Genomic DNA, 24,044 nt, shown 5'->3' with positions numbered 1-24,044 from the left:
GGAATCGATTCACAGCTTGTGCGCGACGCGGTAGTGGGCTACTTCAAGAGGAGAAACGCTGACCTCGAGGGCCCTGTGCGAATGTGATGTGCGCTTGTAGTCGAGGAAGAGTTCAGGATGAATCTGGAGGCGCTCGAATGGGGGAGCGACCGAGTCCATCAAGGCGTCGCAAGAGATAGGTGAGGACACGGCGCAGCCTGCGCAAGCAGTGCTGTCATCTGCGTCGGGGTCTTTCGAACGTGTGGCCTTCACCCACCTACGCCGCTCACAAGCTCTCGACGAAGTACGCCCAGCAACTCTCGCCACTGCAAGCTTCATAACACCTGCCCCGGGCCGATATGCCGATACGCCGACACACACCGACCCTCCTCTTGTGAAGAGGCACATTACCGCCATTGGCGGTATAACCGTGGCGGTATAATTTTGGCGGCATTGAGAGGATGGAGTATGGCATACGAACCGCCATTGCAGCGAAACGATGCGATTGACTCGCTCTGCATGGAAATCGCAGAGCTCGTAGGCATGCTCTCCCCGCAGGCACCGCTGGCGAAAAGCCCCACCCTGCATCGGGAGCTCCGGATACAAACGATTCGCTCCTCCCTCATGATTGAGGGGAACACACTCGATGAGAGAACCGTGAGCGCCATCCTCGATGGGAAGCCGGTCCTCGGCGACAGCCGTGACATCCTCGAGGTCGAAAACGCCAAGCACGCCTACGACCTCATCCCCGAACTGGATCCGTACTCCATCGACGATCTCCTCAGAGCGCACCGAGTGATGATGGAGGGCTTGGTCCCCGAGGCGGGCCGCTTCCGCAACGGCAACGTCGGCGTGTTTGACGGCGACATCCTCATTCATGCAGGCACTCCAGCGGCCCACGTCCCCGAGGTGATGGCGGGTATCTTCGGCTGGCTGAAGGAAACGAGCATGCACCCTTTGCTCGCCTCCTGCGTCTTCCACTTCGAATTCGAGTTCTGCCACCCCTTCTTAGACGGCAACGGAAGAACGGGCAGGTTGTGGCACACGCTTCTCTTATCGAGGTGGCGGCCCGTGCTCGCATGGCTTCCAATCGAGAGCACAATCAGACGGCGTCAAGCGGGCTATTACGAGGCTTTGGCGAAATCCGATGCCGCCGGGTCTGGCGAAGAGTTCGTCGAGTTCATGCTGGACACGATCAGGGAGTCGCTCCTTCCCTTCTCCAGGCCCGAAGGTGAGAGGGAGCTGGCTCGGTCCAGGGCGCTTGACTTCTTCAGGGAGCACAGCGATGGCAAAGTCTCCCAGCTCGCGGAAGTTCTCGGCTGTTCGAAGAGGAGTGCTGAGCGCATGGTCGCGGAGCTGAAAGAGGAGGGCATTCTTTCAAGGCAAGGAAGCACTCGGTCCGGCATCTGGATCGTTCACGAGTAGTCCGTGACGCTCTGAATACGCGGGGCACTACTAGTTCTTCACGTTTGAGGATTCGGGGTATCAGACCAATGGCATCGAGAATGCTTCACGCGCGGTCCGCACCCTAGAATGCGAAGAGCCCAGAACTCCTGGCCCGATAGACGAAGGAGGCTGTTCCATGGCGCGCCCGACGAGTAAAGACGAGCTGATCGCCGCATCCGCACGCGCTTACGGGAAGCTCAGGGAATTCGCCGCCTCCATGACCGAAAACGAGTTGGAGGCTCCCTTCGATTTTTCTGCCGACAAGGGCAAGAAGGAAGCACATTGGAGCCGGGACAAGAACTTGCGCGATGTTCTGACCCACCTCCACGAGTGGCATCGCCTTCTACTGGACTGGGTGGGCGCGAACATCTCGGGGGAGAGGCGGCCTTTTGTGCCCGAACCCTACACGTGGCGGACCTACGGCGACATGAACGTCGCCCTGTGGCGCAAACACCAGGAGACGCCTCTGGAAGAGGCCCGCGACCTGCTGGCCGAGTCCCACAACGCGGTTATGGCTTTGGTGGAGGGCTTCTCCGACGAGGACTTGTTCCACAAGGGACGATTCGACTGGACGGGGACGACGACGCTGGGCTCCTACTTCGTGAGCGCCACGAGCTCCCACTACGACTGGGCGCTCAAGAAGCTCCGCGCCCACAGGAGGAACTGCAAGCGGCACGAGTAGCTCAGTCCGTGTGCGCTTATGAGCACCCCTTCAGAGTTCGGGTTCACAGGCGCCGCCTTTTCAAAGATCGACGTGCTGGCGCGCGCTAAAACCGCGTTCCTTGAGCCTGCCGTTCACGTAGTCGTAACGCGTGGGCACCACCTTGATGATGTTCATGACGAAGGACAGCTTCCGCAGTCTTTCCACCGGGATGCCGCGCAGCAGGCAGGCGTGTTCGTACTCCGCACCGAATGGCTCAAGCACCTCGGCAGTGCCCGTCACCTGCAATCCGGCGAGCGTGTCGAAAGAGGTGTCCTCGTCGTGGATGACCAGGCACACGTTGCTGTTGGCCTGCAGCGCCCGGAACTTGAGGCCGCCCTCGCTGACGATCCAAAAGGCGCCCTCGGCGTGGACGTACTCAACCGTCGTGTTGCGCACGATCCCGGCCCCCGCCGTGGCCAACGCGCAGATCTTGTGGCGGCCAAGGAACTCCTCGATCTCCGCGATCAGCTCGCCCTCGGGCATGCGCGCCTCGCCGACCTCCTGGTCGATCCAGTGGTTCGCCGCAGCCTCCCAGTCGATTCCGCTTCCATTCATGGGTGGTCTCCCTTCGGGTGGTGGGGGTCCGTGTCTATCCGGAGGGCCCCTCACCAGCATAGGTCCGGGAAAGACGCTGCGGGCCGTTCACTGCGGTTACTCCGCTGCCTCCGGGCACGGTTCCTTCTTCCCAGCGTAGGGCCAGGGACCTGTGCGCCTTGAGGCACCTTTCTCGATGGTGTTCCCCGTGGGCAGAACCTGTCGTGTGAAACGAGGGCGAGGGCGGCCAAGGCCGACTTGAACGAGCTGTCGAAGACCCTGTGCGTCCCCTCGTGGTCGCGAGCTCCATTGAAAGAGACCGCCGATTCTGGGAGCTTCTTGACCACCCTGTGATCGATCGAACTCAGCTCGAGCCTGTCCTCACTCTTCACCTCTCACGATACACGTCTACAATGAACGGTGTTCATTAGAAATTTTTGTCAGCGAAGAGGGGGTGGATTCTCGTGCCGAAACAGGTGATCGATAGGGAGAAGCTCATTGACGAGGCCTACGCGATCGCCTCGCATGAAGGAGTCTCCGCCCTGTCCGTGCGAAAAGTCGCTGCGGCGTGCGGTATTGCGGTCGGCTCGGTCTACGTCTACTTCCCGACGAAGGCCGAGCTTACGGCTGCAGTTCTCAAACGCTTCTTCGCAGAGACGTTCTTCGAGGAGCACTGCGCAGTCCGCGAGGGCGAAGGCTTCACTTCCTACCTCAGGCGCTTCCACGATGCTCTGAGTGAGGCGATCGCGGCGATGAACGTTGACTGGTTTGCGCAGATGCGAAGGCTCCCCGATAGTGAGCGTTGTGCCCTAGAAACTGCGCGCGCCCCGATGATGGCCCATATGGAACAGGGGTTGCGCCACGTCCTCGATGCTGATGATGCGGTGGTTCGGGCGCGCCTCGTTGGTGCGCTTCACCCTGAGAGTCTGTGCCGCTTCACTCTTCGCAGCATCTTCGCATCGCTCATGGAGGGCAGCGATTGTGAGGCGTTTTTCGCGCTTCTCGACGCCGCCCTCTATGCCGACGCCGCCCTCTACGCCGACGCCACTCTGTATGCCGACCCTGCCCCCAGTGTCGGCGCCACCCTCTACATCGACGCTGAAACACCCCTGTGAAGGAAATGATGAAAATGAAGAAGAGCAACCTTATGCTCGTGGCCGGTGTGGTGTGGATGCTTGCCGGCGTCAACGTCGCAGTCCTTGGCCTGCGCGCAGCCACCGACATGAATGACGCCGCAGCCCTCGTCGCCTTCGCCTTGATTGTGGGAGTAGCTGCGACCTTCCTGGCGTTCCACATGATGTTCAGCAAGCTCGTGATCAAGAACTCCCACAGGATCAGGTCGCTCGAGGGCGATAAGCACAATCCTCTCCGCTTCTTCGATGTGCGAGGCTACGTGATGATGGCGCTCATGATGTCCATGGGCATGGGGATGAGGATGGCTGGTATCTTCCCCGATTGGTTCGTCGCCTTCTTCTACACGGGCCTGGGCCTCGCCCTTGCTCTGGCCGGGGTCAGTTTCCTTATGCACAGGGCTCAAGGCGAGGGGTGGCTCTTCCACGCGCGCCGCGGGTGATGCCTGCCGCATCTCAGCTCCCCAAGCGCTAGCGTCTTCTCCAGACGGCCTGTGGATGTGACAATCGAGGACGGGGGTGTGCGCAAGGGGGCATATGGGGCTCAAACATAGGTGATGGTGTCCATTGGACGAGCGCAGCGCTGCTTGAGAGTGTCAAAACACATACAAAAGCGTTAGGCTTTTGACGTGACGCACTACGATGACATATACGAGATTGCAGCCGATGAGTATGGCATTGTGACTGCTGCGCAGGCGCGTGAGGCAGGGGTCACCACCGGCGAAATGAGCCGCTGGTGTTCCGAGGGAAAGCTCATTCGCCGCGGTCACGGGGTCTACAAGCTCATGCGCTGGGTCCCCACACCCTATGACGCCTTCGCTGAGGCGGTCGCGCTCGTAGGAGAGGGCGGTTATTTGTGGGGTGAGTCGGTCCTGTCATTGCACGGGCTCGCGCTTGTAGATCCGCAGGTGATAACCGTGGCAACACCGAAGCGCGTGCGGCGCACGCTTCCCTCCTGGGTCAAGATCGTGCCCGCCCCGTCAACAGAGCGAATGACATCCTACGAGGGAATCCCCTCTCAGCGAGTCGCCGACGCTATTGAAATCTGCAGGGCCTCCGTCATGCCTGAGCGCCTCATCAACGCCGTCGAACAGGCGCGCAGAGAAGGGCTCCTCACCGCCGAAGAGCACGGGAGACTGAAAGAGGATCTATCGTGACGAAACCGAAACGGCCGAACAGCAGACGCAACCTCGACATCGCCATCGACAGGCTCTGCATACGCACTGGTCAGGAGCCCACCCGCGTGAAGCGCCTCATCGCTACCGTAATCGTCGGGCAGATGCTCCCCAACGGTGCCGCTAAAGGGGGAAACGCCCTCAAGATCCGCTTCGGCAAGGACGTCACGCGTTTCTCGCGCGACCTCGACACCGCCCGCGCCTCCTCGCTCGAGGAATACGTGTCGCGCCTGGAGGACTCTCTCACCGACGGATGGAGTGGCTTCACCGGGATCATCGTCCCGAAGGAGCCTGCCTCGCCGAGGGGAGTCCCCGCCGCCTATGTCATGCGCCCCTTCGACATCAAACTCGCCTACAACGGCAAATCCTGGATGACGCTACCTCTGGAAGTCGGCCACAACGAGATAGGCGATGCTGAAGACCCCGACATGGTTTCCTCCCCGGAGGTTGCGACCATCCTGAAGGAGTTGGGCTTGCCTGAACCTGCCCCTGTGCCCTGCATGCGGCTCGAGCACCAGATAGCCCAGAAGCTTCACGCGCTCAGCGGAGTCGGCAGCGAGCGCGCCCACGATCTCATCGATCTTCAGATCGCCGTCACTGGCGGCAATCTCGACTATCTTGAGGCCCGAAAAATATGCGTACGGCTTTTCGAGTACCGCCAGGAGCAGGGGTGGCCTCCCACTCTCGTGAAGGAAGAAGGCTGGGAGTCTCTGTATGGCGCGCAGGCACAGGGGCTCAGCGTGCTGCCAAGCGTTGACGATGCCGTCGACTGGGCGAACTCCCTCGTCGCCAAGATCGAGGCTTCTGTCTAGCCTCCGATAGTGCTCGACGCGCAATGCCTCAGTCTCAATAGGGCGCAGCTCCTGGGAGAGGCAATCGAAGGAGTTGTCGCGCCGTCGCGAACCTGGGAATCCTTTTGCCGGAAGCTGGCGTCGCACTACGATCTCGTCTCATACGTATGACCGGTCCCTTGAAGGGCCCGGTGGTGTGATTGACGTCCTCGTCTAGCGCAGCGCTCCGCTGTACTCCGATCGCGGCCAGGGGCAGCGGGATTCTTCGCTCGAAGAGTCTGAATGGTGTTCTCGTAGAGGTACTCCGGCACTGCGCACGGCGGTCCAGCCTATGGAACGTCCGCGCCGCGAGCCGGGCAGATCGCAGCCCTTGAACCTTCGCCGCGCTTGGTGTTCGCTGATGCACAGGGAAACAACGAGCCGAGGGGGAGTTGAGCGTGAGCGAACTGAGTGAATTGTCGAAGACCCTGTACGTCCCCCTCGTGGGCCGCATCTACGCATCGACGCACTATCCCGCGATGATCGCCGATTCGAAAGTCCTTGCCCTCGAGTCTTCTTTGCCCGCCGAGGCCGAGAGGATGCGGCGCGGACAAAGCGAGTACACAATGCTCGCAAGCGTTGCCCGCTCAGTGAATATGGACCGGCGTATCCGCGCATTCCTTGCGGACAACCCCCATGGGGCCGTCGTCAACGTCGGATGCGGACTCGAAACCACCTTCTGGCGCTGCGACAATGGAAGCGCACTGTGGTTCGAGCTCGACCTTCCCGAGGTCATTGAGGTGCGAGAGGGGCTGCTCGCCTCCTCGCAGCGTCACATCAATCTTCCTGGCGACATGTTCGACTACTCGTGGATCGACCAGGTCAAAGAGTACGGCGAACGGCCGACCATCGTCATCGTGTCCGGCGTCTTCTACTACTTTCACGAGGACGAGGTCGTCGACTTCATCAATCACCTCGCGGCCTTTCACAATGTGCGCGTCGTCTTCGATTCGACCTCCTCAATCGGGGTGAAGATGTCGCAGTACTACGTGAAGCGGATGAAGAACTCCTCTCTCATGCACTTCTCGATCGACGACCCTCGGGCTTTCGTCGACGCCCTCGTCGAGGGGGCGCGGCTCATTGAACACACCCCCTACTACCGTGATATCGACACTCGCGGCGTCGGCCTCGGCGCTCGGGTGTCCATGCGCATCTCCGATGCGTTCCACATGGTCGCCATGAATACGATCCAAGTTCGGCAGTGACAACGCCAGTGCGCATCCGGTGGGCCGAGTGTCCGGAGGTCTTCTCAAATCGAGCGACAAGAGTCCTTAGGCTGAATGCTCCACTCACCCCTTCGCAGGTCCCCGTCCCCACGAGACTTCCTGGTCCTTATACGACATCGTCATCTGCACGGCACACCACGACCTCAAGGGGCTGCCACGCGTCGAAGAGACGCTTGTCGATGATTCTCAGGCCCTGCTCGGAGAGGAACTCCTCCAAGGCCGCTGCATCCCAGTCCTGGGCGAATTCGAAACCGAACCTGCTGATGAGCTCCATGCGCGCAGAATTCGCCCCCGTCTCGTGGACGTAGTTCGCCACGATGATCAGGCCACCGGGGCGCACGACCATTTTCAGTTGCGCGATCGCATTTTCGGGCGAGTCGAGGAGATGAAGGACATTGGCGCACACGGCGGCGTCGAACACCTCCCTCGGCAGTGTCAAAGATCTGAGGTCGCGAACCCTGAAGGCGACATTGCGAAGACCTCGACGAGCAGCCTTTCGGCGCGCCTGTTCGAGCATCTTCTCCGAATAATCGCAGGCCAGAACGAACTCGACTGCGGGGGCCAGAAGGCAGGCGAATGTCCCGGTCCCACAGGCTGCGTCAAGGAGACGATCACGAGGACGGAGGAAACCCGCGATCCATGCAGCCGCTTCGGCGAGTTCTTTATTCCCGGGGCGCGTCACGAGGTCGTAGACCCCGGCGTAGCGATCCCAAAAGCTCCGCTTGAGCATCTTCGACCTCTCTTCCCCGCGCGGAACTGCCCGCACGATCACCTCATGCGTCTCCAGGCTAGAACAGGTAAGAAAGTGAAGCGCCCGGGAGCGTGGACCTCAGTCACTTGAAGTCGGGGACATGGGGGACACAATCGACATATGAGGATTCTCGTTTACGGGTGCGGAGTCATTGGCTCCCTCACCGCCCATGAACTCATCCGTGCAGGAAACGACGTCACCGTGCTCGCGCGAGGGCGATGGAAGGAAGTCCTCGAACAGGAGGGGCTCGTCATCGGTCACCGTCCGTCCATGCGCACCACCCGTGACCGGCCCCGAATCATCGACACTCTCGACGCCGAGGACCGTTACGACCTCATCGTCGTCGTCATGCAGTGGACTCAATTGCCCGCCGTCATCCCGAGCATCGCGAAGAACACATCCCCTGCCGTCCTTCTCATCGGCAACAACCCGGACCCCTCGGCCACCATCGAGGGCCTGCGAGCACACGATGATGGCAAGACCGTCCTCTTCGGGTTCCAAATGAGCGCGGGACACCGCGATGAGCACAGGGTCGTGTCCTTCCACATGGGAGTGCCGATCACCATCGGCGCCGCTCAGGGGGAGGCCAGCGCGCCAGAGCGCAGCCTCGTTGAGCGCGCATTCGTCGGATCACGGTGCCGTCTCACCTGGGAGAAGAACATGGCCGAGTGGCTCGCCGCCCACCTCGCCCTCGTCCTCCCAACTGTTTACCTGTGCCGCTCCACCGGATTCAATCTGAAAAGAGCGAGCTGGGGCGATGCGGGGCGCATACTCGACGCGGTGAAGGAAGCCAGAGCCCTTCTGCGCGACCTCGGCATGAGTGTGAACGACAAGGAAGATGCGGGCTTCGAAGCGGGGGCGGGGCGGGCCCTGGCGCAGGCGACGCTGTGGCTCATGGCGAAGACCCCGGCAGGGCGCCTCGCAGCATCCGACCACTGTCGCAACGCCCCCGATGAGATGGACGCCCTCGATCAGGCCTTCGAAGACATGCGCGCAGGCTCCGCTCTTACGATGCCGACATGGGATGCGCTGCGCCGCGCCTCTCACATCACCCCTTGAAGAGAGTTCCCACATGTCCGTTCCGACTATGGAGGCTTGATTGCAAGCAATCCGTGTCTTTCCATCATCTGATGACTGTGAGCTGCTCGCGCTGATCTTCAGCACAATGGGCTGCGAGGAGCCTCAGGGGCTTGGCTCGCCTCTCATCATTGGTGGCCTTGACGTAGCGCCCTGAGCCGGACGAGGCGCTCCCTGAGACGGTTCTCGTGCCCCTCCTTCGTCGGGGTGTAGTACTCCGTACCGACCAGGGAATCGGGAAGGCACTGCATATCGACGGCGACCTTGTCCTCCTCGTTATGGGCCAATCGGTAGCCCTCGCCATAGCCGAGATCCTTCATCAGACGGGTGGGCGCATTGCGGATGACCAAGGGCACCGGCTCCGCCATCGAGTGCAGGGCATCCTTCTTCGCATGCTCGTAGGCGATGTACGAACTGTTCGACTTCGGGGCCATTGACAGGTAAATGACGGCCTCGGCCAGGTGGACCGTGCACTCCGGCATCCCGATGAAATGACAGGCATGGAAGGCGTTAATCGCCACAGCGAGGGCGTTCGTGTCCGCCAGCCCAATGTCCTCCGCGGCGAAGCGCGTGATGCGCCGCGCAAGGTACACAGGGTCTTCCCCGGACTCGAGCATGCGCGCCAGCCAATAGACCGCAGAATCGGGATCCGAGTTCCTCATCGACTTATGCAGGGCGGAGATGATGTTGTAGTGCTCCTCGCCCGCCTTGTCGTACAGCAATGACCTCTGCGAGGTGCACTGGGCGACGGTCTCCTCCGTGACGGTGATGACCCCATCGTCCTCATCCCCGTTGAGGACCACCATTTCCAGTATCGACAGGGCCGAGCGGGCGTCCCCGTTCGAGAAGACGGCGATCGCGCGCAGCAGATCGTCTTCGATCCTGACGTCCTGATCACCGAAGCCGCGAGGCTCCTCCAGTGCTCGGCTCAGCAGGCCCATGATCTCATCCTCGAGCAGGCCTTTGAGGACGAACACCTTGCAGCGGGACAACAAAGCGCCGTTGACCTCGAAAGACGGGTTCTCCGTTGTCGCGCCGATCAATGTGATCGCGCCCTTTTCGACGAAGGGGAGAAAGGCGTCTTGCTGGGCCTTGTTGAAACGGTGGATCTCGTCGATGAAAACGATCGTGCGCGCCCCAATGCCGCTGGCCGCGTCCGCGCGCTTCATGATGTCGCGGATCTCCTTAATGCCGCTGGTCACTGCGGAGAAATCGATGAAGGAGGCGCGGGTCTGATGGGCGATCACCCGGGCCAGCGTCGTCTTGCCGACGCCGGGAGGTCCCCAGAAGATCATCGAGGGCACCTGGTCGGACTCGATCATGCGGCGCAAGATCTTGCCCTCACTGATGAGGTGCTCTTGGCCCACGACCTCATCCAGAGTCTCAGGGCGCATGCGGGCGGCCAGGGGGCGCGTTGCATCGGCGGCTTTGTCGAAGAGGGACTCCTGGTGGCTCATCGCTGGCTTCTTCCGCTTGTGACAGCAGGTCCTCGACCAGTATAGAACATGTGTTCGATTGTTGGGTGTGTCGTGACAGGTTGTCTCAGCGTTGCGTGTGTAGGGTGCTTCCCCTCAAGTACAACGCGGGGATGCGAATCCTCCCGAAATCGTCGCGCGTCTGACGCAAGGAGAGGATGCCGTGATGTCGTGCCCTGAGGGGGAGGAGATGCTCCCTGACGGGCTTTTCCTACTCCTCGTTGATGCTTCGAGAAGGTCTAGATGCCGAGAAGCCTCGAGTAGATCGAGTAGTCCTCTTCGGAAAAGACGTTGAAGACCACCGTCATGTTCTCCTCGTGCGAGTCGAGCCATTCGCGGGTCGCGCGAAGAGCGATCCTCGCGGCTTCCTCCTTCGGGAAGGCGAACACTCCCGTGGAGATGGCGCAAAAGGCGATGGAATGAAGGTCGTTCTTCGCCGCGAGGTCGAGGCAGCTTCGGTAGCACGAGGCGAGCTGGGTGTGGTGCTCATCGTTCGGCCTCCCATTCGCGATGGGCCCGACCGTGTGAATGACATGCGTCGAAGGCAGGTTGTAGGCCCCGGTGATCTTCGCCGATCCTGTGGGCTCTGCGTGTCCCTGCTCATCCATGAGCCGGGCGCATTCGGCCCGCAGTTGCACGCCCGCGAAGGTGTGAATCGCATTGTCGATGCAGTGATGCCCGGGACTCCAACACCCCAGGAGTCCGCTATTCGCGGCGTTGACAATCGCATCAACGGCCATGGTGGTGATATCGCCCCTCCACAGGCGCATCCGAGGATCCTCAAGGCTGAAGTTCGCCTCTTCAAGGGTGGCAATGCCCGCTTCGGCGATGAGGCCGGAGAGTAACTCGTCTTGCGCTTTGAGCCAGGTCTGTGCAATCGGGGCGGGTGGGCGGGTGTTCACCAGGGCCCGGAACAGCCTCCACAGTGCAGCGGTGTCCGGGCTGTTCGGCGCTTCCATGTCCCGCTCCGCTAAGAGTTCCTCCGTCAAGGATGTGAGCAGCTCGCGCTTGCGAGACTCTTCCATATCAGTCCTCCTCGTCCCCTCGTGTCTTGGCTCCTTACGTCCTTGTCCATTCCGCTCTGAGCCGTCTGGTCTCGCTCGGGCCCGCTCGCGCTCGCCGAGAGCGGAGCCTCGGGCCCTTTGAGGCCGACGCCCCTTCAGTATCCAAAAAATCCTCAGTATCCGGGAGAAGTGGAGCTTCGCGGATTAGCATCGACTCCATCATCGGCGTCGACGAGGCTGCCTCGAGGGGAGAATAATCCGATATGGCGAGCAGCAAGGAGTACTTGGAGCACGTCCTCGATTTGCTCTCCAAGGTTGCGGGGGTTACTCATCGCACAATGATGGGCGAATACCTGCTGTACTCCGAGGGCGTCCTCTTCGGCGGCGTCTATGACGACAGATTCCTCCTTAAGGACGTGCCCGCGGCCCGTGAAGTCTTCCCTCTGGAGCAAGAGCCCTATGAGGGTGCGCGCCCAATGCTGCTGGTCGACAGCGAGGATCTGGTGCAGATCAGCGACACAATTGCGGCGATGATCCCACAACTGGCCGCATCAGGGACGAGGAAGCGTCGCAAGTAGCTGTGGAGAAACCTCAGCAAGGGAGTTGAGAACCCTCGTGGTCATCGCCCGGTGGGCCTCATCGGGCTGCTTGAGGTCGGGCACGCAAACGACGGGGATGCTGGCGGCGTGGGCGGCCTCGATGCCCATCTCCGAATCTTCGAGGACGAGGCAGTGCGCGGGCGCTGTGCCAAGGGCTGCGGCAGCACTGAGGAAGACCTGCGGGTCGGGTTTGCCGCGCGTAATGTCCTCAGCGCAGATCAGGGCGTCGAAACGATCGAGAATGCCATGCGCTTCGAGGATCGAGCTGGCGCGCTCGCGGGTCGAAGATGTTCCCAGGGCGATAGAGAGTCCGCTCTCGCGCAGATCTTCGAGGAGCTGACGCGCTCCTGGCTTGAGAGGGATACCCCTGCGGCGGGCCTCGACCTCTTCGGATTCGACATGAGCGCAGGCCTCCTCAAGGGTGGCGGGCAGGCCGAAACGAAAGATGAAGTCCGCCATGATCGGGCGAATCGGGCGGCCGGAGAATCCAGAGAGATAGTCGGTGAGGGTGAACTCGTGGCCGATTGTGGCCAGCATGTCGCGGTAGATCCGATAGAACACCATCTCAGAGTCGATGAGCAGACCATCGAGGTCGAATATCACTGACTGGATCATGGGATGCTCCTTCGCGGCTGTCCTCTGGCTTCGAGCCTAGCGAAGCGGCTCCTCGAAGGGGGAGGAGAATGAAGAGCGAGGCGATTGTCCCTTTGAATGCGAAGTGATGACTTCATGCGAAGTGATGACTTCACAGGAGGGGACAGTGGCTCAGAGCCATTTGCGGCGCTTGAAGAAAAAGATCAGGCCCAGCGTCACTGTGAGCGACACGAGGAACACCAGCGGGTAGCCCCAGCGCCACGCCAACTCGGGCATGTGCGTGAAGTTCATTCCGTACCAGCCGACGATGAGGGTGAGTGGAGCGAAGATCACGGTCACGACAGTCAGGACCGTCATGATGTGGTTCTGCTGGATGTCGAGTCGCATCTTGGAAAGATCCCTCATCTGCAGCGCCTGGTCGCGAAGAGAGGAGGCTTGATCGCGCAGCTTGTCGAGGCGGCCGTAGACCGTGCGGAAGTAACGCAGATTCTCCTCGGCGAAGAAGCCATTCTCGTTCTCCTCGAGGAGGCGGACGAGGTCCATGAGGTGGTCGTAGTGGTCGTCGAGGTCACGAAGCTCGGAACGCATCTCGTTGATCCTATGAGCGGCGCTGCCGGGACTGCCCGCCATGATCGCGTGCTCCATGCCGTCGAGCTCGTCCTCGTAGTCGCGAAGCAGCTGCGGATCGTTCTTGATGATCTGCACGAAGAAGTCCGCGAGGAAGCGCTCGAGACCTGGTCTGCGCCACCTCCGGTTCTTGGCGATCTGTTCTACCAGGGTTAAGGCATTGTCCTGGGCGTCGACGAATACGACGCCCTTTTCGTCCAAAGCGAAGGTGAAGCGCGCTTCGGGGAGATCTGGGTTCGCGCGGTCCGGGATGAAGATCGTTCCTGTGACGGCGTCGTAGTTCGTCTCCGCTTGAGTGTCGAGGGATGTTGAGAGGTCCGGGTCGAACTCGATGCCCATGTCGTAGGCATCGCGTCCCTCGGCCCATTCCTCGGGCGTAAGGATGGCGACGAAAGGGGTGTTCGCAGAGCGGATCTCCGCCTCTTCGCAGGCCCTCAGGCGCTCGTCGATGAGGTAGTGCATGGTCCCTCCTAGTCGTCCCTGCGCACTCGAGTTTGCCACGTCCTCGCAGGCTCTTTGAAACTCCGATGCGGAAGTGGGGGAGAAGAGCATAGTGGCGGCCACTCACTGAACGTTGTTCAACTAAGGCGTCGTCAGTGCCCCACCGTGTCTGTCGGGATCGCAGCGCTCATCGCCACGGCGCTCCTCGCGGTCCGCGCCCCCTGGTCTTAGTGAATCGCGCTGTCAGATCTGCGGCGAACCCATGAACTCCGCAAGAGCCCGATCGAAGTCCGTGGGATCCTTCATCTCCCACGTGCCGTTCTTCCGCACATATTCGACGGTGAAATCATCGGACTTCATCGGGAAACTCGAACTTGCCAGGTACTCGTTGACCGTGTCAGAGAAGAGCTTGATGAGCGTCGCCTCATCGGGGGCCATAGGGTCAATGCCGGACTCGGCGACCTTCTGAGTGAATGCTTCCTCAAGCCCCCTTGAGGCCTCCTCATTGAAATCCGGAATCGAGACGCGAATCGTCACGAGGGCGGTATCGCCTTGGACTTGAGCATCCGAAACCTCATAGCTTATCTTGTCTACGAAAGTCTTCGCGAGAAGCTGAAGATCCAAGCCGAGATTCTCCAGCTGAGCGAGTTCGGTATCCGCCCGAAGAAGAGTCGCGACCTGCTCAGACGAGGGAGAGATCCCGAATTCTTTGAGTTCTTTCACAAGCTGTTGATTCGCACCTGAGCCCGAGGGGGCGCTCGTTTCCGCTTGGGCGGATTGGCTTGACATCGCCGAAGAGGCGGGAGAGTCTGCGGCCTTCGAATCAGGCGCCGAGGAACAGCCCACCACAGCGCCCACGGCAAGCGCGAGAACAGCAAGAACCGGCACAGACGAACGGGACATGGCACTTCCTCGCTTCCTCCACACGGCGTCGCGCACGATTCTCGTGCGCTAGGAAACGATGCGGAAGAGTTCACTTAACGCTACACGACTCCTCCCACAGGGAATTGAAGTACAGCAATGAATCGGGTGCTACCCCTTATCCGGTGCCACTCGTCAAAAGGGATGAGCACAACATTGGCGCAGATAGATCGCGATCCGGTCTCAATCCTCCGAGTCCGACCCGGGGTGAGTGCTTTCTCAGTATTCTCGAAAGACGATGCTCCCAATGGTGGGTCCTTGTCGTGGTGAATCACCGCATGAATGGAGTCCTCCATGCCGATGAATCTCGCAAGATTCCTCGTGACCACCCGTCACATGATTCTTGCCGTGATGATCACGCTGACGATCGGTGCCGCATTCCTCATCCCGAAAGTCGGTGTCATCACGGATATGGCGAAGTTCTTACCCGCCGATTCTTCGATGCGCGCCGGGATTGCCCTCATGGAAGAAGAATTCCCCGAAGATTCCGAGATTTCAACGACGCGCGTCATGACCCGTGGGCTTTCCGAGGAAGAAGAACTCGCGACCGCTGAGGCCCTCGCCCGCATTCCCGGTGTCGCCAAGGTTCAGCACAAGGCGGGGGACCCGCGTTTCCACAAGGGGGAGGCGAGCCTTTTCATTGTGGAATCGCCCCACCCCTACGGCTCTGCCCAGGATACGGCGATTCACCATGCGATTGAGGAGCAGCTTGCCGGAAACGAACATGTGCTCCGCTCGGACACTCCGTCACAAGCCGACGAGCTCCCCCTGTGGATCATCATTATTGCTGTTGGTCTTGTGGCGCTGATCCTTTTCATCATGTGCCCCTCCTGGCTCGAACCGCTCCTCTTCCTCACGACGATCGGCATGGCCGTTGTCCTCAATCTCGGGACGAATATCATTCGCGGGTCGATCGCGGACATCACCTTCACCATTGGCGCGATCTTGCAGCTCGTCTTGTCGATGGACTACTCGATCATCCTCATGAACCGTTACCGTCACGAGCGCGAAAGCGCCCGCAGCACGACAGAAGCGATGAGCCGGGCCCTGCGGGGAGCCTCTTCTTCGATCCTGTCTTCGTCAATGACGACGGTCGTCGGCCTGCTCATGCTCTGCTTCATGAGCCTTGGAATCGGAATGGACCTGGGAATCGCCCTCGCGAAGGGCGTGTTCTTGTCCATGCTCTCGGTCTTCTTGATTCTGCCGAGCCTCATCCTCATGTTCGACCGGTGGCTCCTCGCAAGCCAAAAGCCCTACTGGGAGCCGAGGCTGCGCGGCCTGGCCCACGTTCAATTCCGTTTCCGCTGGCCGATCCTCCTCGTGTTCATCGCACTATTCGCAGGATCAGCTTTCAGCGCAGCTGGCACGCCCGTCGCTTACACGCTGAGCAAAGACGATCCGATCGCCGAGGTCTTCGATAAGGACAACCCCATTGTCCTCGTCTACGCCAACGAGGACGAGGACGCGGCTCGTGCCCTCGCTCAGCGTCTTGAAGGTGATCCCCGTGTGAGCTCCGTAGCCTCGCACTCATCCACGATCGGCAAACAACGATCACTTCAGGACATGAAGAGCGCGCTCAATCAGATGAGTGAAGAATCGGGGACGCAGGGCTTTATCCTTGATGATCGCACCCTCAGACTCGTCTACTTCCTCGCTCACGAGGGGAAGGCGAGTGAGACGATGACGCTCGCCGAGTTCGTGAGTTTTGTGCGCAGCGACCCGGATGCGTCCTCTCATATGGACCAGTCGATGCGTAATCGTCTCGACGCTTTGACGCCTTTCCTTGATCGAGAGGCTCTTCTTACACCCCAGGGGGCTGCGGGTCTCGCATCTGTGTTGAAGATGAGTGAGGAGGACGCGCGCGCCATCCTCCTCGCCCACGCGATCTCCGATCCTTCGATTAGCGCGGACCCGATGAGTCTTGCCCAGTTCATTGACTTCGTCGCCGAGGATCTGGCTCAAGACCCCCAATACTCGTCCATGGTGACAGGCGCCCAGATCGCGAGGCTCAGGAGCGTTGAGCGCTTCACTGATGCGGAGGCGATGACAAGGCCGATCGGGTACTCGCAGATGGCGAGGCTTTTGGGGATGGATGAAGAACTCCTCGCCCAGGTGTACGCCACGCGAGTAGCCTCTGGCGGGGCTTACGACTCGGCGAAGTGGACTTTTCCTCAACACCTCGACGCTCTTGGCGCTGTGGCGGCTCTTCCCCAAGCGGCAGCCGGGCTCGCTCAGGACCAGGGCGCAGGTCTGGACAAGCTCGCACAGATCGCGGATGCGGCGGCGATGATGACGCCAATGGATGCCACCTCCCTGGCGAGAATCACCGGTCAAAGCGTTGAAGAAGTCGGCATGATCCTCCAATTGAAAGCGGCAATGAGCCAGGGGGGAACACCTCCCGGGGGACCACAATCGGGTTCAGCACAATCAGGTGCACAATCGGGCGCCCAATCCGGCGCGCAATCGGGGACGCATTCGCCTCAGGGTCCTCAAAGCTCTGGCTCCCACAGCGGGGCAGACACGCCACCTGACACGAGTGCTCTTATGGCCTCACCGAAGGACTATCTCGACTTCCTCCTCGCCGCATCGAATGACCCCACATCGCCCCTGGCCACAATGATCGGAGCTGAGGAGAAGAAAGGACTCACCGCACTGCACGGCCTCATCAGCCTGTCCATTTCAGGGCAGGCCACCAGCGCCGCAGACTTCGCCTCACTCACCGGCATTGACCACCGCACCATCGCCTTCGCGCACGCCCTCGCGGATATCCCCACCCTTGGCGGGCAATGGGCCTTCAGCCCACAAGAAATCGTCAACGCCCTCGCCATGGAGCCGGGAGCTGAAGACCACGCGGCAGAGCTCAAGAAGCTCGCCACGATCATCAACGACTCGATCGCCGGAAGGGCCTACACTCCAGCACGCCTGGCCACCCTGACCGGGATGAGCGACCGGGATGCTCGCAGTATCGCGCTCCTGAGAAGCTCCCTCTACTCGGATTCTTCCGCCTGGAACATGAGCGCACGCGACGCCGTCACCTTCCTCGTCGACACGATGCTCCCCAGTGTGTACAGCTCCCAGCGATTCACATCCGAAGAGCGCGAACAACTCCGCTTCCTTCGCACACTCATCGATTCCGTCGTCGAAAACAAGGCGTACACGCCCGAAGAACTTGCAGCATTCCTCACTAGAGCCCCCGCAAACGATGCGGGCTTGGGCGCGCCGGAAAGAATCGACCCCGATCAGATCAGCCTCGCATACCTCATGCACGCGGCCTCGGCATGGAGCCCCCAGGGGCGAAGCCTCTCGATCGCCCAATTCGTGTCCACAATGTCGAAGAAGATCCTCAATGACCCTCGCTTCGATAGCCTCCTCACCCAAGAGAACCGGGCGGCCATTACTGAAGCCGAAGAGAAGATCGCACAGGCAACAGTCCAACTCATTGGCCCCACCCACTCGCGCATGATCATCACAACGAGTCTGCCTGAAGAATCCGAACACACGGAGGCCTTCATCTCCGCCCTCCTCGCCACATGCCAAGCGGAGTTCACGCAAGGATGCCACCTCATCGGCAACTCCGTGCTCATCCACGAAATGAGGAAGAGCTTCCCCTCTGAAATGTCCCTCATCTCCTGGCTCACCGCCGCCGCGATCTTCACTGTCATCGCTCTGACCTTCCTGAGCCCGTCCCTGCCCGCACTCCTCGTCCTCCTCGTCCAAGCGGGAGTGTTCATCACGATCACCACGATCGGGGTGCAGGGGTACTCGAACTACTACCTCGCACAACTCATGGTCCAATGCATCCTCATGGGTGCAACCATCGACTACGGCATCCTGGTGAGCAGCCAGTATCGTGAGGCGCGCCGAAGCCTGGGGATTCGTGAAGCCCTGGAGCACGCCCTCGCCCGTTCAATCCACACGATCATGACCTCCGCTTCGATCATGATCCTCGTCACCGGGATCCTCAGTTTCCTCTTCGACAATCCGACGGTCGCTCAGATCTGCCGCACGATCTCCATTGGCGCGCTCGCGGCGACGATCCTCATCCTCTTCATGCTCCCGGGACTCCTGGCCGCCCTGGATCCTCTGATCGGGGGTCGCACACGCCTTCGTGAACCCACGAGGAGCTGAGGGGTGCTCACCCCTTACCCTGAATGAGTGAATCTCCTCCTCGTCGCAGTCGCCGGTATGCTCGCGATCGCTGTTACGGCTCAACTCGGGCCGAGGATCGGCGTCGCCTCACCTCTGATCCTCCTCGCCCTGTCGATCACCATCAGTTTCCTCCCCTGGGTGGACGCCATCGAGCTCGCACCCGCGATCGTCCTCGAAGTGATCCTCCCACCACTCCTCTTCGGTGCGGCAGCGAGCATGCCGGTGATGGATTTCCGCAGGGATCTGACCGCAGTGTCGGGCCTGGCGATCGGCCTCGTCGCCTTGAGCGCACTGGTCCTCGGATTCACCATTCATACTCTCATCCCGGCGATCACCCTTCCCTGGGCGGTCGCGCTCGGCGCGGTCCTCTCGCCGACGGACGCGGTTGCGATCTCGATTGCCCGAGGTCGCGGCGTCTCCCACAGGATCATCACCGTCCTTGAAGGCGAAGGCCTCTTCAACGATGCGACCGCCCTCGTCCTCCTCTCAGCGGCGACCTCCTCGGCCCTGCGCACCAAGGAACACGCGCTCGCGCCCCTCAACCTCGGCATCAACTTCCTCATCGCCCTCGTCATCGCGATCCTCGTCGGCCTCCTCGTCGGAGAACTGGGGGTGCGGATCCGCGCGAAAATCACCGAACCAGCCGCAGACACCGTCTTCTCCTTCACCATGCCCTTCCTCGCCTCGATTCCCGCCGAACACCTGGGAGGATCGGGACTGGTCGCAGCCGTCGTCGCCGGACTCATCGTCTCCTACCGTCGAGTCGGACTGATTCCCGCCCAGAACAGGAGATTCGCCCAGCAGAACTGGCGGACCCTCGAATTCGTCCTCGAAGGACTCGTGTTCCTCACCATGGGCCTGCAAGCCTTCGGGATCGTCACGGACGTGTACGGCGGAAACATGGGCCTGGGGCGCGCCGCCCTCGTCGCCATAATCGCTGGACTCCTCACGGTCCTCGTCAGGGCCCTCTTCGTTGCCACCTTCCTCGCTTTCCTCGCCTACAGTCGAAAACACCACAGGTGGCGCCTTGAACGCATTGACGAGCACATCCGCTACCACGAGGAACGCATCGCCCACGCCTGCGATAGAGCCGATGAACTCATGGAGGCGAGTGATCTCACGCAGGAACAATTAGACGCGGCCATCGCGAAATGGCATTCGCGAGTCGAAGTCGGCAAGAGACGCCTGGCCCGTAAGGGCAATGACCTCAAGTATTGGCTGCGTGAGCCCCTCGGACCCCGAGAAGGATCCGTGATCGTGTGGGCCGGAATGCGTGGCGCCGTCACCCTCGCCGCAGCTCAAACCCTGCCACTCACCGCTCCGGCCCGCTCCTTCATGCTCCTCGTCGCACTCCTCGTCGCCGCCGGTTCCCTCGTCATCCAGGGCCTGAGCCTTCCCCTGCTCATCCGCCTCGTCAAACCCCAACTCGCTGAAGAATCCCACGACGAGGAAGAACGAGAACGCCTTTTTGCGCTCCTGCGTTCACGGGTGAAGGACTCTGCCCTGTCCCATTCGATCACGCAGACTCAGTCCGTCCCGGGTGCCCCAACTTCGCTTGTGAATGTGCCCCTGTCGGGGCGCGCCTGGCCGGCCTTCACTGAAGAGCGCACCCGCGCCCTCGCCCTCGAGTCGATCCATCAGCAGCGCGAGGCGCTGATCGAAGCGCGCGACGACGGGGTCTTCTCCTCAGCGGTGCTTGAACGCTGCTTGGAACGCATCGACTATGAGGAGATCCTGCTGGCGCAGCGGCATTGAAGGCTGAGCCGAGCCGAGGCTTCACTCTGGAGGCAATACCCGGGCACAAGTGATGCCCCGCCGAAGAGGGGGAGCGAGGAACCCGAGGCCGGAAGAGCGCAGGATCACGCAGGATTTCGCCTGCGGCTCAAGCCCGCCGCCCCACTCAGCTGCTCTGCACGCCCTGCCGTAGTGTGGGAACATGCTTGAACTGCGCGGGATCACGAAGGCCTACCGGACGGCGTCCCTGACCCAAAGGGCCCTCGACTCCGTGTCACTCGCATTCCGCGACAACGAGTTCGTCGCGATCCTCGGCCAATCCGGCTCCGGTAAGACGACGATGCTCAACATCATCGGCGGCCTCGACCATTTCGACTCGGGCGACCTGCTCATCGACTCGATCTCAACGAAGAACTACCGCGACCGCGACTGGGACGCCTACAGGAACAACCGCATCGGCTTCGTCTTCCAGGCATACAACCTGATCCCGCACCAATCCGTCCTCGAGAACGTCGAACTCGCCCTGACCCTGTCGGGAGTGTCCCGCAAAGAGCGCCGCGCCCGCGCCCTCGAAGCTCTTGAAGGCGTGGGCCTAGCCGATCACGTCCGCAAGAAGCCCTCACAGCTCTCGGGCGGGCAAATGCAAAGGGTCGCGATCGCCCGCGCCCTCGTCAACGACCCAGAGATCGTCCTGGCAGATGAGCCGACCGGCGCCCTCGACTCCCAGACATCCACGCAGGTCATGGACCTCTTGCACGAGGTCGCCTCCGACCGCCTCGTCATTATGGTTACCCACAATCCCGAGCTCGCTGAGCAGTACGCGACGAGGATCGTTGAGCTCTCCGACGGACGTGTCATCTCCGACACCCGCCCCTACGAGCCCGCAGGCGAGGAAATCCGCGAAGCGAAAGCCGCTCGGCGCACCTCCATGTCACCCCTGACGGCGCTCGGCCTTTCGGCGAAGAACCTCGCGACGAAAAAGTGGCGAACCCTCATGACCTCCTTCGCGGGCTCAATCGGGATCATCGGCATCGCTTCGATCCTCGCCCTCGCGAACGGCGTCAACGACTACATTGCACGCACCGAGGAGAACGCCCTCACCTCCTATCCGCTGTCCATCCAGAAGACCGGCATGGACATGAGTGCGATGCTCGGCGCGAACGCTGAAGGAGCCCACAGCCAATCGGGCGTCGAAGGAAAGGTGAAAACCATTCCCGCTTTCGCTTCGACGCGTGAATCAACAACGAGGAACGACCTTAAGAGCCTGAAAAGCTACTTCGATCAAGACGGCGGCAGAATCTCCGAGCATGTCGCCGCAATCGAATACCATTACGGCGCGAAACCCCGGATCTACCAGCGCGACACCTCCAATGGGATCGTCCAACTCAACCCCGAACAGTCCATGTCAACTCTGTCGAGCGCCTACGGTTCGGGCGCATTCTCGAGCTTCGTGCAAACCGAGGCTTTCAACCAGCTCCCCGCCAACACGGGACTGTATGAAGACTCCTACGAGGTCCTCGCCGGACACTGGCCGAGTAACGACCATGAACTCGTCCTCGTCCTCGACGACAAAGGCATGATGTCCGACTTCTTCGAATATACCCTCGGCCTCAAGCCCCACTCCGAACTCGATGAGGCGATGAAGAACTACTACTCCGGCAACGGCCTGGGCTCAAGCCCACAGACTTCCGGTGCTTCCGCCGAAACCAGCGCAGCGGCATCTGAGGCCACGATCTACGACTACGAGCAGATCCTGGGAAGGAGCTTCTCACTGGTCCCCAGTGCCTCCCTGTACCGCTACGACGAAACCTACGGAGTGTGGACCGAGCAGTCCGAAGACACAGCCTTCATGAAGGAGCTCATTGCGAAGGCCCCGACTCTTGAAATCGCGGGGATCGTCAAGCCCCGCGACGACAATACGACGATCATCCGTCAAGGGATCGCCTACACCGCGGGCCTGACTCGGGAAACAATGGCCGAGGCCGCATCCTCGCAGATCGTCAAGGACCAGCTCGCAAATCCGAAGATCGACGTCTTCACCGGCAAGAGCTTCGAGGAGCTTTCGAAAGGACAGGGCGCCGAGGGTTTCGACATGTCCTCCCTGTTCAGCATTGACGCAGAGGCGATCCAAGCCGCCTTTAGGATCGATCCGAATGCGCTGCAAATGGACCTGTCGGGACTGGACTTTTCCTCGATCAACATGTCTACCTTCGACCTGTCCACCCTTGACATGTCCTCCCTCGAATTCACGCCCTCGGACCTGGATGCTGAGGCCCTCGCCAATTCGATCGACCCCTCCGCTCTCTCACTCGACAAGCTGAACCTCGGCGAACTCATTGCGAAACACCCCAAGCTCGCCGAGATCGACTGGCCCACGATTCTCGCCAAAGGCCTCGAGGGCGGGGTCGTCAAACCCGATGCGGGACGCAAGATCGCCGAAAAACTCGGACCGATCGCACAGGGGTTCCTCGACTACTACCAGGAGCATGCCGACAGCGACTTAGATGGGATCCCCGATGTGGACCCGGCGACCCTCGCCGCCCAATACATGCAGACCCCCGAAGTGAAGGCCGCGCTCGAAGAGGCGCTCAACTCCGGGCAGATCATCGACCTTCAAACGCTCAGCTCGCAGCTCGCCGCCGCCCTGGGTGAAGACCCCGCGCTGGGGGAGATCACGAAAGACCTCTCCGCACAGGTGGGCACGGCCATCGTGCAGACGATCGCCGGACAACTCAGCGAGGCTTTGAGTCAGCAACTCGCCACCGTTTTGTCCACATACGTGCACAGCGCAATGACCAGCGCCATGACACAGATGATGACCGCCATCTCCACTGCGATTTCCACCCAGATGGAGCAGGCCATGGGTGGTTTCGCTGAGTCCATGATGAACGCCTTCTCCTTCGATGAGTCCGCATTGGCCAAGGCCTTCGCCCCTTCGACCTCTCCTGAGGACTTGCAGAAGATCCTCCAGACGATGATGTCGCGCGTTCCGACGAGCTACGAGTCGAATCTTGCGAAACTCGGCTGGGCGGAAGAATCCACCCCTGAACAGATCAACATTTATCCCACGACCTTCGAGGACAAGGACGCTGTCAAAGCGATCCTTGACGCTTACAACGAGGCTGCGCGCAACGCTGGGGATGAGACGAAGGCCATCACCTACACGGACCTCGTGGGCCTGCTCATGAGTTCGGTGACGAGGATCATTAACATCATCAAGTGGATGCTCATCGCCTTCGTGTCGATCTCGCTGATCGTGTCCTCCATCATGATTGCGATCATCACGTTCATCTCCGTCCTCGAACGAAAGAAAGAGATCGGGGTCCTGCGTTCGATCGGCGCCTCCAGGAAGGACGTGTCGCATGTGTTCAACGCGGAGACCGTCATCGAGGGCCTACTCGCCGGCATCATCGGGATTGCCACGACCCTGCTCATCGCCGCTTTCGCGAATGCGATCGTGTCCACCAGCCTCGGAGTGGACAATATTGCGCAGCTGCCGGTGAGCGCGGCCCTCACTCTCATTGCGATCTCCGTACTCCTCACCCTCATCGCAGGGCTACTTCCCGCGAGAAAAGCTGCGAAGTCAGACCCTGTTGAGGCGCTGCGCAGCGAGTAGGCTCAGATGGGGAGCGTCATCGCGCCGCCCCTT

General features: G+C 60.9%; 20 protein-coding genes. 12 read left to right on the top strand and 8 right to left on the bottom strand.

Features of this window, described 5'->3' with window-relative positions:
• Window positions 1-9: 9 nt before the first annotated feature.
• Entirely contained in the window at window positions 10-189 is a 180-nt protein-coding gene (locus tag FFA61_RS06750; RefSeq protein ID WP_131247367.1) for a hypothetical protein, read from the bottom strand.
• Window positions 190-636: 447 nt separating this feature from the next.
• Here FFA61_RS06750 and FFA61_RS06745 point away from each other — a divergent pair, with 447 nt between their 5' ends.
• Window positions 637-1,404 (top strand): Fic family protein, encoded by a 768-nt coding sequence (locus tag FFA61_RS06745; RefSeq protein ID WP_242600909.1) that lies wholly within the window; start codon window positions 637-639, stop codon window positions 1,402-1,404.
• A 157-nt stretch (window positions 1,405-1,561) separates the two neighbouring features.
• Complete coding sequence (locus FFA61_RS06740; protein WP_005965015.1) at window positions 1,562-2,107, top strand: ClbS/DfsB family four-helix bundle protein; 546 nt, start codon at window positions 1,562-1,564, stop codon at window positions 2,105-2,107.
• A gap of 60 nt (window positions 2,108-2,167) precedes the next feature.
• Here FFA61_RS06740 and FFA61_RS06735 read toward each other — a convergent pair whose 3' ends face one another.
• Entirely contained in the window at window positions 2,168-2,683 is a 516-nt protein-coding gene (locus FFA61_RS06735) for a pyridoxamine 5'-phosphate oxidase family protein (RefSeq protein WP_005965012.1), read from the bottom strand.
• A gap of 443 nt (window positions 2,684-3,126) precedes the next feature.
• On the opposite strand from FFA61_RS06735, the gene FFA61_RS06730 reads away from it, so the two are divergent.
• From FFA61_RS06730 to FFA61_RS06710, 5 genes are all read left to right on the top strand, one after another.
• Window positions 3,127-3,777: a TetR/AcrR family transcriptional regulator gene (locus FFA61_RS06730; protein WP_083879505.1), complete on the top strand. Its 651-nt coding sequence runs from the start codon at window positions 3,127-3,129 to the stop codon at window positions 3,775-3,777.
• A gap of 14 nt (window positions 3,778-3,791) precedes the next feature.
• Complete coding sequence (locus tag FFA61_RS06725; protein WP_083879504.1) at window positions 3,792-4,235, top strand: hypothetical protein; 444 nt, start codon at window positions 3,792-3,794, stop codon at window positions 4,233-4,235.
• A gap of 186 nt (window positions 4,236-4,421) precedes the next feature.
• Window positions 4,422-4,949 carry a type IV toxin-antitoxin system AbiEi family antitoxin domain-containing protein gene (locus tag FFA61_RS06720; RefSeq protein WP_005965004.1) on the top strand — a complete coding sequence of 176 codons (528 nt, stop codon included), beginning with the start codon at window positions 4,422-4,424 and terminating at the stop codon, window positions 4,947-4,949.
• Window positions 4,946-5,779, top strand: coding sequence for a nucleotidyl transferase AbiEii/AbiGii toxin family protein (locus FFA61_RS06715; protein ID WP_005965001.1), 834 nt, complete (start codon window positions 4,946-4,948; stop codon window positions 5,777-5,779). Before FFA61_RS06720 ends, FFA61_RS06715 begins: the two co-directional genes overlap by 4 nt.
• A 416-nt stretch (window positions 5,780-6,195) precedes the next feature.
• Complete coding sequence (locus tag FFA61_RS06710; RefSeq protein WP_040314221.1) at window positions 6,196-7,002, top strand: class I SAM-dependent methyltransferase; 807 nt, start codon at window positions 6,196-6,198, stop codon at window positions 7,000-7,002.
• Between the two features lie 127 nt (window positions 7,003-7,129).
• Here FFA61_RS06710 and FFA61_RS06705 read toward each other — a convergent pair whose 3' ends face one another.
• Window positions 7,130-7,753, bottom strand: a complete 624-nt coding sequence (locus FFA61_RS06705; protein ID WP_131247366.1) for a class I SAM-dependent methyltransferase — start codon at window positions 7,751-7,753, stop codon at window positions 7,130-7,132.
• A 141-nt stretch (window positions 7,754-7,894) separates the two neighbouring features.
• Between FFA61_RS06705 and FFA61_RS06700 the strand changes: the two genes are divergently transcribed.
• On the top strand, window positions 7,895-8,833 hold the full coding sequence (locus FFA61_RS06700; protein WP_005964993.1) for a ketopantoate reductase family protein: 939 nt from the start codon (window positions 7,895-7,897) through the stop codon (window positions 8,831-8,833).
• A gap of 146 nt (window positions 8,834-8,979) precedes the next feature.
• Here the strand turns inward: FFA61_RS06700 and FFA61_RS06695 are convergent, their stop codons facing one another.
• Both FFA61_RS06695 and FFA61_RS06690 read right to left on the bottom strand, forming a co-directional pair.
• On the bottom strand, window positions 8,980-10,308 hold the full coding sequence (locus tag FFA61_RS06695; protein ID WP_005964986.1) for a replication-associated recombination protein A: 1,329 nt from the start codon (window positions 10,306-10,308) through the stop codon (window positions 8,980-8,982).
• Between the two features lie 257 nt (window positions 10,309-10,565).
• The gene (locus FFA61_RS06690; RefSeq protein ID WP_005964983.1) at window positions 10,566-11,351 is read right to left on the bottom strand and encodes a protein-ADP-ribose hydrolase; all 786 of its coding nucleotides are present in this window, start codon (window positions 11,349-11,351) and stop codon (window positions 10,566-10,568) included.
• 242 nt (window positions 11,352-11,593) lie between these two features.
• Between FFA61_RS06690 and FFA61_RS06685 the strand changes: the two genes are divergently transcribed.
• Window positions 11,594-11,908, top strand: coding sequence for a TfoX/Sxy family protein (locus FFA61_RS06685; RefSeq protein ID WP_005964978.1), 315 nt, complete (start codon window positions 11,594-11,596; stop codon window positions 11,906-11,908).
• On the opposite strand, the gene FFA61_RS06680 is transcribed toward FFA61_RS06685, so the two are convergent.
• The 3 genes from FFA61_RS06680 to FFA61_RS06670 all read right to left on the bottom strand — a co-directional run bounded on the left by FFA61_RS06680 (window position 11,882) and on the right by FFA61_RS06670 (window position 14,494).
• Complete coding sequence (locus FFA61_RS06680) at window positions 11,882-12,544, bottom strand: HAD family hydrolase (protein ID WP_005964975.1); 663 nt, start codon at window positions 12,542-12,544, stop codon at window positions 11,882-11,884. The genes FFA61_RS06685 and FFA61_RS06680 overlap by 27 nt on opposite strands.
• A 150-nt stretch (window positions 12,545-12,694) precedes the next feature.
• Window positions 12,695-13,612 (bottom strand): magnesium transporter CorA family protein, encoded by a 918-nt coding sequence (locus FFA61_RS06675; RefSeq protein ID WP_005964972.1) that lies wholly within the window; start codon window positions 13,610-13,612, stop codon window positions 12,695-12,697.
• A 222-nt stretch (window positions 13,613-13,834) separates the two neighbouring features.
• Entirely contained in the window at window positions 13,835-14,494 is a 660-nt protein-coding gene (locus tag FFA61_RS06670) for a hypothetical protein (RefSeq protein WP_040314219.1), read from the bottom strand.
• Window positions 14,495-14,806: 312 nt separating this feature from the next.
• Here FFA61_RS06670 and FFA61_RS06665 point away from each other — a divergent pair, with 312 nt between their 5' ends.
• The 3 genes from FFA61_RS06665 (at window position 14,807) to FFA61_RS06655 (ending at window position 24,011) form a co-directional block, all read left to right on the top strand.
• Complete coding sequence (locus tag FFA61_RS06665) at window positions 14,807-18,640, top strand: efflux RND transporter permease subunit (protein WP_040314218.1); 3,834 nt, start codon at window positions 14,807-14,809, stop codon at window positions 18,638-18,640.
• A gap of 27 nt (window positions 18,641-18,667) precedes the next feature.
• On the top strand, window positions 18,668-20,416 hold the full coding sequence (locus tag FFA61_RS06660) for a cation:proton antiporter (RefSeq protein WP_005964963.1): 1,749 nt from the start codon (window positions 18,668-18,670) through the stop codon (window positions 20,414-20,416).
• Between the two features lie 181 nt (window positions 20,417-20,597).
• Entirely contained in the window at window positions 20,598-24,011 is a 3,414-nt protein-coding gene (locus tag FFA61_RS06655) for an ABC transporter ATP-binding protein/permease (RefSeq protein WP_005964960.1), read from the top strand.
• The last annotated feature ends 33 nt before the right edge of the window (window positions 24,012-24,044 follow it).

The organism is Schaalia cardiffensis F0333 (genome assembly GCF_005886435.1).
GTDB lineage: Bacteria > Actinomycetota > Actinomycetes > Actinomycetales > Actinomycetaceae > Pauljensenia > Pauljensenia cardiffensis.
Note: the sequence above shows the minus strand (reverse complement) of the source record. Positions and strands in the feature narration are given on the sequence as shown.

Bases quoted from the DNA above. Each gene is read 5' to 3' on its own strand.
- FFA61_RS06740 (WP_005965015.1), top strand. From the start codon at position 1,562: ATGGCGCGCCCGACGAGTAAAGACGAGCTGATCGCCGCATCCGCACGC.
- FFA61_RS06735 (WP_005965012.1), bottom strand. From the start codon at position 2,683: ATGAATGGAAGCGGAATCGACTGGGAGGCTGCGGCGAACCACTGGATC.
- FFA61_RS06725 (WP_083879504.1), top strand. From the start codon at position 3,792: ATGAAGAAGAGCAACCTTATGCTCGTGGCCGGTGTGGTGTGGATGCTT.
- FFA61_RS06705 (WP_131247366.1), bottom strand. From the start codon at position 7,753: ATGCTCAAGCGGAGCTTTTGGGATCGCTACGCCGGGGTCTACGACCTC.
- FFA61_RS06700 (WP_005964993.1), top strand. From the start codon at position 7,895: ATGAGGATTCTCGTTTACGGGTGCGGAGTCATTGGCTCCCTCACCGCC.
- FFA61_RS06695 (WP_005964986.1), bottom strand. From the start codon at position 10,308: ATGAGCCACCAGGAGTCCCTCTTCGACAAAGCCGCCGATGCAACGCGC.
- FFA61_RS06690 (WP_005964983.1), bottom strand. From the start codon at position 11,351: ATGGAAGAGTCTCGCAAGCGCGAGCTGCTCACATCCTTGACGGAGGAA.
- FFA61_RS06685 (WP_005964978.1), top strand. From the start codon at position 11,594: ATGGCGAGCAGCAAGGAGTACTTGGAGCACGTCCTCGATTTGCTCTCC.
- FFA61_RS06680 (WP_005964975.1), bottom strand. From the start codon at position 12,544: ATGATCCAGTCAGTGATATTCGACCTCGATGGTCTGCTCATCGACTCT.
- FFA61_RS06675 (WP_005964972.1), bottom strand. From the start codon at position 13,612: ATGCACTACCTCATCGACGAGCGCCTGAGGGCCTGCGAAGAGGCGGAG.
- FFA61_RS06670 (WP_040314219.1), bottom strand. From the start codon at position 14,494: ATGTCCCGTTCGTCTGTGCCGGTTCTTGCTGTTCTCGCGCTTGCCGTG.
- FFA61_RS06665 (WP_040314218.1), top strand. From the start codon at position 14,807: ATGCCGATGAATCTCGCAAGATTCCTCGTGACCACCCGTCACATGATT.
- FFA61_RS06655 (WP_005964960.1), top strand. From the start codon at position 20,598: ATGCTTGAACTGCGCGGGATCACGAAGGCCTACCGGACGGCGTCCCTG.